We start from the raw sequence: 14,844 nt of genomic DNA, 5'->3' as shown, positions 1-14,844 counted from the left end.
CACCGTTTTCAGGTAGCCTCTTATGACCTTCACCCTCCCCATCCTGCTTGCCGCCTGCTTTGCCGCCGCCCTACTCTGCGCACTCATCGTCTGGCTGTGGCAAAACGCCCGCAACCAAGCCGCGCAACACCGCCACCGGCAGGAAGCCGACCGCCTGCAACACCAGCTCGCCCTGCAACAGCAGGCCTGGCAGCAAAGCGAACAGCAACTCGGCCACACCGCCCAAAGCCTGGCCGATAGCCAGCAGCAGCTTTCCGCCGCCCGCCAAGCCGCACAGGATTACCAAACCCGCGCCGCCGCCGCCGAGCAATCGGTGCAACACTTCACCAACCGCCTGGCCGAGGCTGCCGAACGGCAGCAGCAGCTGTTGCGCGAGCTCGCCGCCGCCAAGCAGCAATCCGCCGCCGAACAGGAAGCAAGCCAAAGCTGGCAAACCCGTGCCGTGGCTGCCGAACAATCCAAGCAACACCTCGACCGCAGCTTGGCCGAAGCCGCCGAGCGCCAACAGCAACAGCAGCAAGAGCTGGCCGCCGCCAAACAGCAGCTCGCTGCCGAACAGGAAGCAAGCCAAAGCTGGCAAACCCGTGCCGCCACCGCCGAAAAATCCGTGCAGCACCTCAACAGCCAACTGGCCGAAGCCGCCGAACAGCAGCAGCAGCTCCAACAGCGCTACGAAACTGCCCGCCAAGAGCTGGCCGCCAGCCGCCTGCAACACGAGCGCGTGCAAACCCAAATCGAACAGCAGCAGCAAGCCCATGCCGAGCAAATCGCCCTGCTCAACCAAGCCCGCCAAAACTTGGGGGAACAATTCCAAAACCTCGCCAACCAAATCCTCGAAGAAAAAAGCCGCCGTTTTTCCGAGCAAAACCGCCAAGAGCTCGACCAACTGCTCAATCCCTTGAGCGAAAAACTGCAAGGCTTCAGCCAACTCGTACAAAACACCTACGAAAAAGAAGCCAAAGAGCGGCTCACGCTGGAAAACGAGCTCAAACGCCTACAACAGCTCAACGCTCGGCTGCACCAAGACGCCCAAGCCCTCACCCAAGCCCTCACCGGCAGCCGCAACAAAAGCCAGGGCAACTGGGGCGAGATGATTCTGGAAAAAGTGCTGGAAAACTCCGGCCTGGTGAAAGGGCGCGAATACTTCGTGCAAAGCGGCGGCCGCCAAACCGACAGCGACGGCGAAAGCCGCTACCTCCAGCCCGATGTGCTCATCAACCTGCCCGACAACAAACAAATCATCGTCGATTCCAAAGTATCGCTCACCGCCTACGTGCGCTACACCCGCGCCGAAAGCCCCGAAGCCGCCGAAGCCGAGCTCGCCGCCCACCTCGCCTCGGTACACCAGCACATCAAAGAGCTCGCCGCCAAACGCTACGATGAAATCCAAGGCCTGGTATCGCTCGATTTCGTCTTCATGTTCGTACCCGTGGAGCCCGCCTACCTGCTCGCCCTGCAGCAAGACCCCGAGCTCTTCCAAACCTGTTTCGACCAACGCATCATCCTGGTCGGCCCCAGCACGCTTCTGGCCACCCTGCGCACCGTGGCCAACATCTGGCGGCACGAATACCAAAACCGCCACGCCCTGCAGATTGCCGATGAAGGCGGCAAACTCTACGACAAATTCGTCGGCTTTGTGGAAACGCTGGAAAAAGTGGGCAAAAACCTCCAGCAGGCACAAGAAAGCTACCAAGCAGCCCACAAACAGCTCCACAGCGGCCGCGGCAACCTGGTCGGCCGTGTGGAAAAACTACGCCAAATGGGTGTGAAAGCCGGCAAACGGCTCGATGCGCAACTGGTGGAACAAGCCGGCAGCGAAGAGCCGGAGGCGCTGGAAGATAAAACAGGCGGCGCGGCAGACAAGATGTAGGGAGAGGCTACCTGAAAATTTCAGGTAGCCTCTTAAATATTGTATGCTGCCGTAACTTGAGCATTTATGCCCGATATTTGTGCCTCACTGAAAGCGTAAACCACAATGCAATAGTAAAACAGCAGCGCTACTACGCCAACATTTTATTCTACCTGCTCTTCTTAATATTGTTAGGTAGTCTCCCCACTTGTGCTTCTTAATCTACATTAGTACCTCCTTTTAGCGATGTAGAAAAAAGGCTGCAGGAGGAGAAATATGGTGCTTGAGTGGCTGTTTGCCGGCCATAATGCGGCGCGCTTGGCGCAAGGCTTGTGGCTCACGGTAAAGATTTCGTTGATTTCAATAACGCTTCCCTGTGTGTTGGACACGCTGTTCGGGCTGCTGATGCGGGTGCATCATCCGCTGGCGTGGTTTGTGGGTGCACTGTATTTGGAAGTGGTGCGGATCGTGCCGATTCTGATGTAGTTGTTTGTACTGTATTTCGGGCTATCGGCCTGGACGGATATCCATCTGAACGGTGTGTGGGTGTGCATTTGGGTGTTTGTAGTTTGGAGCACACAGGCGAGATGGGAGATTTGGTGCGCGGTGCGCTGGAGTCGATTGAAAAGCATCAGGTGGAATCGGCCAAGGCGCTGGAGCTGAACCGGCGGCAGGTGTTTTGGTATATCGAGTTGCCACAGAGTGTGCAGCGGGCACTGCCAGGCGCGATTAACTTATTCACGCGTATGGTGAAAACCAGTTCGCTGGCAGCCTTGACCGGCGTGGTGGAAGTGGTGGAGGTGAGGCAACAGATTATCGAGAATTCCCTACTTACCATGCCGAACGCTTCGTTTTGGGTGTATGGCCTGATTTTCATACTTTATTTCTTGTGCTGCTGGCCGCTGTCGCTGCTGGCGGGCTATTTGGAAAAGAAATGGGAGAGCTGATATGGCTTTGCTGAATGTGCGCCACCTGCGCAAGGGCTACGGCGATACCGTGGTGCTGCAGGATTTGGATTTGAGCCTGGAGAAGGGCGAGATGGTGGTGATTTTGGGCCCGTCTGGCAGCGGCAAAAGCTCCCTGCTGCGCTGCATCAACGGCTTGGAGCCGCATCAGGGCGGCAGCATCGAAATGGAAGGCGTGGGCGAATTCGGCAAAGACGTGCCGTGGGAAACCGCCCGCCAGAAAGTGGGCATGGTGTTTCAGAGCTATGAATTGTTTGCCCATATGAATGTGATCGACAACATCCTGCTCGGCCCGCTGAAGGCGCAGGGCCGCCGCCGCGAAGAAGTGGAGGCGCAGGCCGACAAGCTGCTGGCCCGCGTGGGCTTGCTCAACCGCAAAACCGCCTTCCCGCGCGAGCTTTCCGGCGGGCAAAAGCAGCGCATTGCCATTGCGCGCGCTGTGGGAGCTGGCACGCGAGGGTATGAGCATACTCATCGTTACCTACGAAATGGAATTCGCCGCCAAAGTAGCCGACCAGATTATCTTTATGGGTCAAGGAAACATCATCGAAGAAAGTACATCCGCTAAATTCTTCACCAAACCGGAAAGCAGCTGCGCCCAACAGTTTCTCAGCGGCGCGGATTATTCGCCCGCCAGCATGCCCACAACGAGGAAAACCAACAGCAGAGGCATACCGAGTCACTCCGATATACGGGTGGTCACCACACTGACAAACAGAAACAAGACCATAATCAGAAACAGAGTGTTTAACTGTTCCATATGGGCTATCCTTATGGAGGAATGTAATTGGGTAGAGGCTACTTGAAAACGTGAGCGTCAATGAAGTTAAAAATAGGGCGGCGTGTAGATTGATCCTGCGGCAGGAACAAAAAACAAAGCTTCCGTTATCATTAATAAAATGGATATTTTGCATCTGCCGAAATCGGCTTATATCAATTCATAATGGTAATCTCAAAATGCTTTTCCAATTGGCACATTTCCCTGCCGCCCAGCATGGAAAAGGTTACCTGAAAATACAGATTTTGAGTTTTCAGGTAGCCTTTTTTATTGTAGGCAACGGTTATACCAAGAATTTCTTGATGTCGATGCCTTTTTCTTGGGCTTCTACAATCCATTTCGGCCGTTTACCCACGCCGCCCCACACTGCACCAGTTTTCGGATTGCGGTATTGCGGGCGGCTTTGTTTTTCTTTCAGGCCTGCTTCGATATCGGCAATGCTGATTTCAAAGTCTCGCATAATGGCCAGAATTTGATTAACTTTCTTTTTACGCTCGGAAACCAAACGGCGTTGGATTCGGTCTTCCAAGGTTTTCTTCTGTTCCAGGAGTTGGTCTAAAGTCTCACGTGCTGCCATGATGTTTCCTTTGTGAAGGTTGTTAAAATTTATTTCGGGGCTGATTATAAGGGTATTTCAGTTTCTTATGCCAGAAATAAATTGCCGGTTTGGCACAGATACGCGCCAAACCGGCTCAGTTTCGTTATGGTAAATCAGGCTTCGGCTTTCAGCAAATCCTGTAATTCGCCGGCTTCATACATTTCCATCAAAATGTCGGAGCCACCCACGAATTCGCCGTTTACATACAGCTGCGGGATGGTGGGCCAGTTGGCGTATTCTTTGATGCCTTGGCGGATTTCGGGGTTTTCCAATACGTTTACCGTAACGAAATCATTGCAGCCTGCGGCTTGCAGGATTTGCACGGCGCGGGAGGAGAAGCCGCATTGCGGGAATTGTTTGGTGCCTTTCATAAACAGCACTATGCGGTTGCTGTTTATGAATTGTCTGATTTCTTCTTGGATGCTCATAGTGTTTCTTCTTATGGATCAAATATGGATAAAAATGCGGATGCGAAACAGCAGTCATTATAGCGGATTAAATCTGCTTTCGATACAAGAAGCGGAAGCGAAGTTGATGCACTATAACCGATCTGACGACTATTCGGGGCGTATCCATACGGCGGCAAAGAAACCATCGGTGTGATGGGTGGCCGTAGCGAGTTGCAGATAGGGGCTACCTGAAAACAGTTCGGGGCAATCGGGCAGGAGTCCGGTGGCGTTTGCCAGCTGCCAATCGGGATGAGCGGCACTGAAGCGTTCAGCTTGGTGTTCATTTTCAGCCGCAAGCACGCTGCAGGTGGCATACACCAAACGGCCGCCGGGGCGCACCAGGCGGGCGGCGGCTTCGAGGATGGCGGCCTGTTGCTTTGCCAATTCGGCGATGCGTTCGGGCGATTGGCGGTATTTCAAATCGGGGTTGCGGCGCAGGGTGCCCAGCCCGGAGCAGGGTGCGTCCACCAGCACGCGGTCAGCTTTGCCGGTAAGGCGTTCGAGGCGCGGGTCGGTTTCGCTGCCGATGCGCTGCGGGCTGATGTTGGTGAGGCCGGCGCGTACCATACGCGGCTTGAGTTTGGCCAGGCGCTTTTCGGCCACATCGAAGGCGTAGAGGCGGCCGCTGTTGTTCATGGCGGCGCCCAGGGCGAGGGTTTTGCCGCCCGCGCCGGCGCAGAAATCGACAATAATTTCGCCGCGTCGCGCGCCGGTGAGGCGGGCGAGCAGCTGGCTGCCTTCGTCTTGCACTTCGATGGCGCCTTCCAAAAACAGCGGGTAGCGCATGAGGGCGGATTTGTCGTGCAGGCGGATGCCCCACGGCGAATACGGCGTGGCTTCGCAGCGGATGCCTTCATCTTGCAGTTGGGCGAGCACCTTGTCGCGTTTGGCTTGGAGGGTGTTCACGCGCAAATCGAGCGGGGCGGGGGCGGCGGTGCTGCGGCCGAAAGCGAGGATGTGTTCGTCGCTCCAGCCTTGGGCGTGCAGTTGGGCAATGAGCCATTCGGGCAGTTCGGCGGCAGTGTTCAGCTGCTCGGCAAACTCGGTTTTTTTGGCTTTCAGGTAGCCTAGAAACTCGGTTTCTTCGGCATTGGCGCAATCGGCGAGGGCGGAAATGCTGATGCCGCGACCCAATACCAGGGTGGCCAGCGCGGCGCGGCGGGATTGGCGTACGGGCTCGGGCAGCACGCTTTGGATTTTCTGTAAATGGCGCAGGGCGGCAAACACGGTTTCGGCGATTTCGTGCCGGTCTTGGCGGCCGAGTTTTTTGTGGCTGCGGAAATAGGCGGAAACGAGAGCGTCGGCAGGCTGCTCGAAGCTGAGCACTTGGCCGAGCAGGGTGGAAGTGTGGAGGAGTTGGGCAGGGGTCATTTGGGCGTAGTGGTTTCAGGTAGCCTGGGAAGGGGGAAGGCTACCTGAAAATGGGCAGATAAGAAACAGACAGGCTGCGGGGCGGCTTGTCTGTTAGGTTTGGTATTTCAGGTAGCCTGTGTTGCTGCTTACTTGGGCGGCTGCAGGGGGGTGCCGTCGATTTTGCCGCTGCGCAGTTTGAGCTCGTAGGTTTTGCCATCGTCGGTGTATTTGATGAGGGCGGGGATGTTGGCGAAATCGGGGGCGAAGGAATATTCGATGGTGTCGTCGCCGCGCTGCACGCGGAAGCGGTTGACGGCAATGCTGGCGCCGTTGATGTTGTAGCGGGCGGGGGGCAGGCGGGTCATGCCGCGCACGGGGTAGACGCGTTTGCCGTTGGTGATGTGCAGGTTGGCAGGCAGTTGGCCGTTGTTGAGCGCGAGCTGCCAGGCCAGGGTGAAGAGGTCGAAAGTGGGGCCGCTGATGGGCTGGCTTTCGGTTTGGCCGGTTTTGCCGTAGGTGATGGTTTTGCTGCCGTAGTCGAAGGTGGCGCCGGCATAGGCGCGGCCTTTGCGGGTGTCGCTGTAGCGGGCGGGCTGCAGGCGGTTGCCGCTGATGCTGCCGTTGGAAGAAAAGCGCATTTTGTAGAGCGGCACGTTGATGTCGGCGTTTACGTTGTAGCGGCCGCCGTTTTGGTTGAAGGTCATCACGGCGGGCACGCCGTAGGGGCCGATGTAGTGCAGCTCGGCGTTTTTGGGAAAGGCGGTTTCGGCAGCGGCGGCGGGCGCGGCCAGCGCGGCGGCGCACAGGACGGCGGCAGTACCGAGGCGGAGGGTGAGACTGGTCATTTGAAATTCCTTTGCTCAAAAAAGGGAAGATGCGCTGCGAATCAGCGGCTTCGGGGCGGCATTATAGCCTTAAGTTTTGCGTCGGGGGCGTGCGGTTACATGGTTTGACGGGAATTTTCAGGTAGCCTGCAGCGGGGAGGAGGCTACCTGAAAAATCGACAGGGATTTATTTCCAGCGGTATTCGGGTTTGATGAATTGATTGAGGCTAATCCAATCAATGGTTAGATCAACTTGTCCTTGGGCGTAACCGTGGCCGGGTAATACGGTATCATTGTAATGGAATAGCAACCCATTTGCGGTAAAGAGGATGCTGGCATTGTAAAGGTAGCTTTTATCCAACTTCCGCTCTGTTTCCGACATAGCCTCCATTTTTTTGTCTTCTAGATATACGTCGAAGCTGTTTTGTAGAAGCTGGAGGACTTCACTTTCACACCCGGGAAGGAGGATATCTTGAAGCTCAAGCAGTTTGTGTTTTTCCAAGTCCATGATCCAGTAATTTAGCCTGCTCCATCCGTGGGCACCGCCTTCGTATATATCGAAGGATGATTCAAAAAAAGCCAAATTATCACGTTGGTAAAGGAAGCGGACATCGGAAGTGGATTGGTAAAGTGCTTCGCCGTAATCGTTTGTTTTCACTTTAGCGGCTAATCTGTTGAGTTCGTTTTGATAGGAGCGGCGCAGGGAGGCATCATTTTTTATTGTCTGCTCTTTGGTGGATTGATTGTTGTAGAAGCTTTCGCGCCAAAAGCGGTTTAGCCAGGCAATGCCAGTATCGGGCAAGGTAAGGCGGACTTCGGCGCAGAGTTTGTCGCCAGGATAGCAACGTTTTTGGTGGAAGAAATCGTAGGAACGTGTGGCGACAGCAGGAATGGGGGAAGCGGTCTGCCCGGGGCGTACGACGGTGGGATGCGAATTGTACGGGGTAAAGTCGGGCTTACGGGCTGTTTGTTCGGCAGTCGTGTTGGTGGCTGGTTCGGATGCAGCGGAAGTAGCGGTTTGGTTGGCGGCAGGTGTGGGCAGGGTGTCGGTGATTTGGCCGCAGGCGGCGAGCAATAGGGCGGAAACGATGGGGAGCAGGCGGATGCGCATGATGGTGCTTTCTATGATGAACGGTTGGGTTTCAGGTAGCCTGATTATAGGCGGGCAGGAGGCTACCTGAAAATGGCTCAGGCGGGGTGGAGGCTATATTTTATAGTGAATTAAATTTAAACCAGTACAGCGTTGCCTCGCCTTGCCGTACTATCTGTACTGTCTGCGGCTCGTCGCCTTGTCCTGATTTAAATTTAATCCACTATAGTTAATAGACGAGGATGCTCGGATACGAAAAGGCTACCTGAAAAACCGTTTTCAGGTAGCCTTCCGATATTTTAAGGGTTTAACGCCCGGGGAACATGCCTTTCATGCCTTGCGCCATACGCATGAGTTTGCCCATGCCTTTGCCGCCGAACATTTTCATCATTTTTTGCGACTGCTCGAACTGCTTGAGCATTTTGTTCACTTCCTGCACGGTGGTGCCCGCGCCGGCGGCGATGCGGCGTTTGCGGCTGGCTTTGAGCAGGGCCGGATTGGCGCGCTCTTTCGGGGTCATGGAATTGATGATGGCTTCCACTTTGCTCATGGCTTTTTCCGCCGTGCCCTCGGGGATTTGCGCGGAAAGCTGCCCCATTTCGCCGGGCAGTTTGGACATCAGTGATTCGATGCCGCCCATATTGCGCATCTGCTGGATTTGGGCTTTGAAATCGTTCAGGTCGAAGCCTTTGCCTTTGTGCAGCTTTTTGGCCATGCGTTCGGCCACTTCCTGATCGATGCCTTTTTGCACGTCTTCAATCAGGGAAAGCACGTCGCCCATGCCGAGAATGCGACCGGCGATGCGGTCGGGGTGGAAGGGCTCGAGGCCGCCGATTTTTTCGCCGGTGCCGATGAATTTAATCGGTTTGCCGGTAACGTGTCGCACGGAAAGTGCCGCGCCACCGCGTGCGTCGCCGTCCATTTTGGTGAGGATAACGCCGGTGAGCGGCAGGGCCTCGTTGAAGGCCTGGGCGGTGTTTACAGCATCTTGGCCGAGCATGGCATCCACCACAAACAGGGTTTCCACCGGATTCACGGCTTCATGCAGGGCCTTGATTTCGGCCATCATGGCTTCGTCCACCGCCAATCGGCCGGCGGTATCGACCATCAGCACGTCGTAGAAATGCTTTTTGGCGTAATCAAGCGCGGCTTGGGTAATGGCCACGGGCTGTTGGGAAACGTCGGAGGGGAAGAAATCCGCGCCCACTTGCTCAGCTAGGAGGCGCAGTTGCTCGATGGCGGCGGGGCGATATACGTCAGCCGACACCAGCAGCACTTTCTTGCGCTGCTCTTCTTTGAGCAAGCGGGCAAGCTTGCCGGCGGTGGTGGTTTTACCCGCGCCCTGCAGGCCAGCCATCAGCACCACGGCGGGCGGCACGGCAGCCAGATTGAGGCTGCTGTTTTGCGTGCCCATCAGCTCGGTAAGCGCCTGGTTTACCACGCCGATAAAGGCCTGGCCAGGCGTGAGGCTGCCGATCACTTCGTGGCCAACGGCGCGTTCTTTCACATTGGCCATAAAGTCTTTCACCACCGGCAACGCCACGTCGGCTTCCAACAGCGCCATGCGCACTTCGCGCAGGGCTTCTTTGATGTTGTCTTCGGAGAGGCGCGCTTGGCCGCGCATTTTTTTGGCCCACTGGCTGAGGCGGCCGGATAGATTATCTAACATATTGTTCCTTATGCCGGGTGAAGCCGCCAAGATGCTGCGTTGGCTTGTCTTGTTTTAGGGTGGTCTCACCCGGCCGACAAATGAATGGTTTATTCAGGATAGGGATAGCAGCTTTTTTAAACTTTGTTGAAGCTGGGTTTTTCAGGTAGCCTTTCCAAGCTTTTCGGTTTTGAGAAATCCAACTTCAGCTTCACCAAAACATCGCTTTCAGACAGCCCCTGACAGGCCGCAAAGTTTGCTAAAATCGTAGTATTTTACACTATAAAGAAGCATGGCCGGATTGTTTATTTTGCTTGCGTTGCTCTACGGCGGCATGGGCGTGTTTGCCTAGTGGTTCGGGAGGCAGGATGCCCGGCAGCCATGCCCGCTCAAAGGTGAGCTGCTGTTGCTGGTGGCGCAGCTGCCCGTGCACGCGGCGGTAGTGTGTCAGCCGCTGCTACTCAGCCGCTTCCCCAACGGCATCGGCTATGCCCTGTGTCTGGTTACCTGGTTGATGCTGCTGTTGTGTTGGCGCGGCAGTTTCTTTTATTCGCTGAAGGGTTTGCAACTGCTCTACCCTTTTGCCGCGCTTTCCATGCCGGCTGCCGCGCAGTGGCCGGCGCTGAGCGCGGATTATGCGGTGGGCAATATGCCCTTTCTCTACACGTGGGCACATCGATGTTATCGTACGGCCTGTTCGATATTGCCGCGTTGCTTGCGCCGTTGGTTTTGCTGCTGAACCGCCGCCTGCGCAGTCACCGCATTTCGCCGCTGATGTCGTTTTGCCACCGCTGTTGGGCCTGGAAAAGCTGATGTTTCAAAGCATGCTGGCGGGTTTTGTGCTGCTGAGCATTTCTGTGGGCAGCAAGTTTGTGTTGCAGGTGTTGCTGCACCAAGTGTGAAGGCGAAAGGCTACCTGAAAAGTACTTCAGCAAGTTTTCAAGCAGCATTGGTAAACATAATTTTTAGCATACATCAAACAAACAGCAAATAAACCGGTTTCCATTTATGAGCTATCTTGACCACTCCCGTTCCACCACCTATTCTGCACCAAATCCTTTGTTTCCTCTTCATTCCAACCACAGGAGATACCCAATGAAAAAAGTGATGTTATCCGTTGTCGCTTCCGCTCTGTTTGCCAGCGCCGGCACTTGGGCGCATGGTGTGCAGGGCACGAACGAACCGAGCAAAACGCCGGTAGACCGTAGCGTGCAGGTGTACAGAATGTCCAACTTGCAGCAGTGGAACCGCGAAAAAGCCGGCGGCGGCGAAGGCAGGCTGCTGGGACGTTTTGCCTACACCCGCCACCAAACTGGCGAGCAAGATGCTATCCGCGAAATCGGCTGGCTCACGCTGCCGCCGGGTGCGTCTATCGGCCTGCACAAGCACACCAACAATGAAGACGTGTACCTGATTGTGGAAGGCCGCGGCACGTTTATGGGTACAGACGGTAAGGAAGTGCCCGTATCTGCCGGTGACATCACCATCGCCCGCCCCGGTCAGTCGCATGCGCTGAAAAACACCGGCCGCCGGCCGCTGCGCTTCATCAACTTTATTGGCCAGTTGCCGAGCACGGCTCCAGCTGCACAGTAATCTGACGCGATAACGGCAGAGGCTACCTGAAAGTTTCAGGTAGCCTTTATCTTTATTCAGACCACTCCAAGTGCCGTATGCCGAAAATTTCGGTATCATGCAGCCTCTTCCCGTTTTTAGGAAAACTTATGTTCCGTTCATTGCTTGTAGCCGCTGTGTTGGCGGCTTCTGTGGTGCCGGCGGCGGCAGAAACTCAGTCGCGCGTGCTGGCCAATGGTATGAAAGTGATTGTGCGCGAAGACCACCGTGCGCCGGTGGCGGTCACACAGTTGTGGTTTAAGGTGGGCAGTGCCGACGAGCACGCAGGCAAAACCGGCCTGAGCCACGCCTTGGAGCACATGATGTTTAAAGGCACGCCCACCGTGCCCGCCGGCGAATTCAGCCGACGCATTTCCGCGCTGGGCGGCAGCGACAACGCCTTCACTTCGCGCAACGAAACCGTGTATCACCAAGAATTTGCCGTGGGCAGCCTGCCGCAGGTGCTGGAGCTGGAGGCCGACCGCATGGTGAACCTGAATTTCAGCGATGCCGATTTTGAAAACGAAATGAAGGTAATCCGCGAAGAGCGCCGCCTCACCACGGATAACGACCCCGACGGCAAAATGTGGGAGCAGATTAATCTGAATGCCTATGCCAAGCCGGAAAACCGCGCGCCGGTTATCGGCTATGAGGCGGATTTACACACGCTCAAGCCGGAAGATTTGCGCCAGTGGTACCGCGCCTGGTATGCGCCGCACAACGCCACGCTAGTGATTGTGGGCGACGTGAAGGCAGGCGAAGTGCTGGATAACGCGGAAAAACTGTTCGGCAGTCTGCCCGACCATCCGCTGCCCGCGCGCAACGATTTAACCGAGCCGCCGCAAACGGCCAACCGCTCTGCCCGTTCCACCGCGCCGGTGAGCTCGCCGGTGGTGGGTTTGGCCATTCAGGTGCCCGCCCTGCGCAAGGTAGACGACAAGCTGCCCTATGCGCTGAATATGTTGGCCGATGTGCTCGACGGCAGTATGTCTGCCCGCATCGAGCGCAATCTGGTGCGCGGCCGCAAAGTCGCTGTGGAAGCCTCGCTGGGCTACGATATGCTTACCCGCTCGCCGGATGTGCTGCTGTTTAGCGGCACGCCTGCGCCGAATGTGAAACCCGAGCAGCTCACGGCAGCGTTTTTGAACGAAGTACGCCAAATTGCCGAACACGGCGTGAGCGAAGAAGAATTGGCACGCGTGCGCAACCGCAGCCTGGCCGCGCGCGAGTTTGGTAAAGATTCGATGGAAACCCAGGCCACCAACATCGGCTCGCTGGAATCGGCCGGCTTCTCCTACACGGATGAAGACGAAATCCGCCACCGCCGCTTGGCCGTGAGCGCCGAAGAAGTGCGCGAGGCCGCCCGCTGGCTTTTGGCGCAGAAACACACCACCGTGGTACTGTATCCCGAATCCAAGTAAGCGGCAAAGGCTACCTGAAAACGTAGAAATATTTTTCAGGTAGCCTTCCGGTTCTAAATTAACAGGCTACCTGAAAGCGCCCGCTTCAGCGCAGCCCAAACCGTATCCAAATTTAGGAGTGAATCCCCATGAAACCCCTGTTCCGCACCCTGCTGCTGGCCTGCCTGCTGCCCACCGCCGCGTTGGCCGAGAATATCCCTATCCAGCGCTGGCAAACTGCAGAGGGCACTAAAGTGCTGCTGGTGGAGCGGCATGAAAACCCGATTGTCGATATCGATGTGGCCTTCGATGCCGGCAGCAGCCGCGACAGCGCCAACAAAATCGGCGTGGCCGATTTCGCCACTGGCCTGGCTGACACCGGCACCAAAAGCTTGGGCGAAGAAGCCCTGCTCCAGCGTGTGGCCGATTTGGCCGTGAGCCTCTCCAGCTACAACACCACCGACACTTCCGGCGTGCGTCTGCGCAGCCTCTCCAAGCCGGATATTCTCAATCCTGCCCTCGGCCTGATGCGCGACGTATTGGTGGAGCCCCGTTTCGATCCCGCCGTGCTCAAACGCGAGCAAGACCGCGCGGTAGAAACCCTCAAACAAAACCGCACCCAGCCCGATTTCCTCGCCTCCGTGGCCAACACCCGGCAGGTGTACCCCACCCATCCCTACGGCTATCCCGCCCGCACCAGCGAGCAAACCATCCGCCGCATCACCCCTGCCGACCTGCATCGCTTCCATCAACAATATTTCACCCGCCGCAACGCCGTGGTGGCGATTGTGGGCGATGTAAGCCGCAGCCAGGCCGAAGCAATCGTGAGCAAATTTACTGGCGACTTGCCCACCGGCCAAGCTTTGCCGCCCCTGCCCGAAGCCACCCATGGCGCGGTGCAAACCCAAACCCTGCCTCATAGCGGCACCCAGGCGCACATCGTATTGGGCATGCCCCTCATCACCCCGAACGATCCCGACTACTACGCCTTGGCCGTGGGCAACTACATCCTCGGCGGCGGCGGCTTTGATAGCCGGCTGATGAAGGTATTGCGCGACCAACACGGCTACACCTATGGCGCTTCCTCCCGCCTCGCCCCCTTGCGCGCCCAAGGCCCGCTCACCATCTCCTTCGCCACCGAAAAATCCCGCGCCGCCGCCGCCCTGGCCGACACACAGAAAGTATTGCAGGAATTTGCCGCCAACGGCCCCACCGAAGCCGAGCTGGCGCAGGCCAAGGCCAGCCTTGTGGGCAGCTTCCCCCTGCGCTTCGACACCAACGCCGAACTGTTGGGCTACCTGAAACTCATCGGCCTCTACAACCTGCCCGACGACTACCTCAGCCGCTACCCGGCAGCCGTTTCCCGCTTAAGCGCCGAAGAAGTGAAAGCCGCCTGGCAGCGCCGCGTAACCGGCCTGCACACCACCGTGGTCGGCATGCCGCAGGCCGGCAAACCCGCCGCCCGCCGCAGCAACGGCAGAAGGCGTTAGGCACAATCCGCCTGATTGAACCAGGCGTGGGCAAGCCAAAAGGCTACCTGAAAGTTTCAGGTAGCCTTTTGGTGTGAGATTCTGCACGGGCAACACATGCCCGCTTATAGAACCGATTATGCCGCACTTATTTCCCTTAATCTGGCCAGATTCTGATTGATGGCATCATTAACAACCGATGGATTCAGCACGCCTGTCGCACCCAGTGCCAACACGTGCAAATATGTTGTCAGTAAGCTAACGCGCCAGATATATTCTGTTTTTATTCCGTCTTCAATATATCGGTCTAATTGTTCTTGCGCATTCTTTACCGATTCGCCATCCAGAATTTTTTGTATCCCATTCTTGGTGTTCGTCTTCGTCATCCCATTCTGATTTCACGTCTTCACGCAGCATTCTAGTGATTTCTTGTTTGACATTTTCGTCGTGTGTTAAGAAGAATTTCAAACAATAACTAGGTTCGATAAATGTCCATAAGTTGAAATTGCCGTTGAATTTCAGCTTGGTTAAAACATCTAAGCAGATTTCCGTTTCTTGAATGCGGTTGGCGCAAAACAGGCTAAATAGTAGGTGGTAGGCCTTTTCCAAGTCGGCTTTGTTGGTTGGGCTGAATTTCTTGCTCAACGCCGCCGCTTTTTTCATCTGGGCCGGGGATAAATTGTCCGAAAGCAGTAAATCAGAAAACATCAGGTTTACCTCTCCATCATTCAAAATTTCTTCAGTTTGGTTTCGATTTAGACAGCGCATACGCTCTGTTTCATTTGCAGATAAGCTCAAAGGCTACCTGAA

General features: G+C 56.2%; 13 protein-coding genes and 2 pseudogenes. 7 read left to right on the top strand and 8 right to left on the bottom strand.

Annotated features, from left to right (window positions below; translation table 11 throughout):
• The first annotated feature begins 22 nt into the window (after positions 1 to 22).
• From rmuC to A7P96_RS02520, 3 genes and pseudogenes are all read left to right on the top strand, one after another.
• Entirely contained in the window at positions 23 to 1,870 is a 1,848-nt protein-coding gene (gene rmuC, locus A7P96_RS02530; RefSeq protein WP_067524510.1) for a DNA recombination protein RmuC, read from the top strand.
• A gap of 255 nt (positions 1,871 to 2,125) precedes the next feature.
• Positions 2,126 to 2,796: pseudogene (locus A7P96_RS02525) on the top strand (amino acid ABC transporter permease).
• Between the two features lies 1 nt (position 2,797).
• Positions 2,798 to 3,440, top strand: a pseudogene (locus A7P96_RS02520) (amino acid ABC transporter ATP-binding protein); the annotation flags it as partial.
• A 435-nt stretch (positions 3,441 to 3,875) separates the two neighbouring features.
• Here A7P96_RS02520 and A7P96_RS02515 read toward each other — a convergent pair.
• The 7 genes from A7P96_RS02515 to A7P96_RS10620 all read right to left on the bottom strand — a co-directional run bounded on the left by A7P96_RS02515 (position 3,876) and on the right by A7P96_RS10620 (position 9,987).
• Positions 3,876 to 4,169, bottom strand: a complete 294-nt coding sequence (locus A7P96_RS02515) for an H-NS family nucleoid-associated regulatory protein (RefSeq protein ID WP_067439840.1) — start codon at positions 4,167 to 4,169, stop codon at positions 3,876 to 3,878.
• Positions 4,170 to 4,303: 134 nt separating this feature from the next.
• Positions 4,304 to 4,618 (bottom strand): Grx4 family monothiol glutaredoxin, encoded by a 315-nt coding sequence (gene grxD, locus A7P96_RS02510; protein WP_067448881.1) that lies wholly within the window; start codon positions 4,616 to 4,618, stop codon positions 4,304 to 4,306.
• Positions 4,619 to 4,747: 129 nt separating this feature from the next.
• A complete protein-coding gene (locus A7P96_RS02505; protein ID WP_067524507.1) occupies positions 4,748 to 6,010 on the bottom strand; it encodes an RsmB/NOP family class I SAM-dependent RNA methyltransferase in 1,263 nt (420 codons plus the stop codon).
• A gap of 128 nt (positions 6,011 to 6,138) precedes the next feature.
• Positions 6,139 to 6,837: a DUF3108 domain-containing protein gene (locus tag A7P96_RS02500; protein ID WP_067524505.1), complete on the bottom strand. Its 699-nt coding sequence runs from the start codon at positions 6,835 to 6,837 to the stop codon at positions 6,139 to 6,141.
• 166 nt (positions 6,838 to 7,003) lie between these two features.
• The gene (locus tag A7P96_RS02495) at positions 7,004 to 7,927 is read right to left on the bottom strand and encodes a DUF3298 and DUF4163 domain-containing protein (protein ID WP_067524504.1); all 924 of its coding nucleotides are present in this window, start codon (positions 7,925 to 7,927) and stop codon (positions 7,004 to 7,006) included.
• 286 nt (positions 7,928 to 8,213) lie between these two features.
• Positions 8,214 to 9,575: a signal recognition particle protein gene (ffh, locus tag A7P96_RS02490; protein ID WP_067524502.1), complete on the bottom strand. Its 1,362-nt coding sequence runs from the start codon at positions 9,573 to 9,575 to the stop codon at positions 8,214 to 8,216.
• A 259-nt stretch (positions 9,576 to 9,834) separates the two neighbouring features.
• Positions 9,835 to 9,987, bottom strand: a complete 153-nt coding sequence (locus tag A7P96_RS10620) for a hypothetical protein (RefSeq protein ID WP_156496247.1) — start codon at positions 9,985 to 9,987, stop codon at positions 9,835 to 9,837.
• Here A7P96_RS10620 and A7P96_RS10935 point away from each other — a divergent pair.
• The 4 genes from A7P96_RS10935 (at position 9,982) to A7P96_RS02470 (ending at position 14,055) form a co-directional block, all read left to right on the top strand.
• On the top strand, positions 9,982 to 10,293 hold the full coding sequence (locus A7P96_RS10935; RefSeq protein WP_197476435.1) for a hypothetical protein: 312 nt from the start codon (positions 9,982 to 9,984) through the stop codon (positions 10,291 to 10,293). The two genes, A7P96_RS10620 and A7P96_RS10935, sit on opposite strands and share 6 nt — an antisense overlap.
• 356 nt (positions 10,294 to 10,649) lie before the next feature.
• Positions 10,650 to 11,147: a cupin domain-containing protein gene (locus A7P96_RS02480; RefSeq protein WP_067524499.1), complete on the top strand. Its 498-nt coding sequence runs from the start codon at positions 10,650 to 10,652 to the stop codon at positions 11,145 to 11,147.
• A gap of 128 nt (positions 11,148 to 11,275) precedes the next feature.
• Positions 11,276 to 12,586 carry a pitrilysin family protein gene (locus A7P96_RS02475; protein WP_067524497.1) on the top strand — a complete coding sequence of 437 codons (1,311 nt, stop codon included), beginning with the start codon at positions 11,276 to 11,278 and terminating at the stop codon, positions 12,584 to 12,586.
• Positions 12,587 to 12,714: 128 nt separating this feature from the next.
• A complete protein-coding gene (locus A7P96_RS02470) occupies positions 12,715 to 14,055 on the top strand; it encodes a pitrilysin family protein (RefSeq protein WP_067524496.1) in 1,341 nt (446 codons plus the stop codon).
• Between the two features lie 273 nt (positions 14,056 to 14,328).
• Here A7P96_RS02470 and A7P96_RS02465 read toward each other — a convergent pair whose 3' ends face one another.
• A complete protein-coding gene (locus A7P96_RS02465; protein WP_156496245.1) occupies positions 14,329 to 14,832 on the bottom strand; it encodes a DUF6707 family protein in 504 nt (167 codons plus the stop codon).
• Positions 14,833 to 14,844 lie beyond the last annotated feature (12 nt).

It is taken from the genome of Eikenella sp. NML03-A-027, assembly GCF_001648395.1.
Classification (GTDB): Bacteria; Pseudomonadota; Gammaproteobacteria; order Burkholderiales; family Neisseriaceae; genus Eikenella; species Eikenella exigua.
Note: the sequence above shows the minus strand (reverse complement) of the source record. Positions and strands in the feature narration are given on the sequence as shown.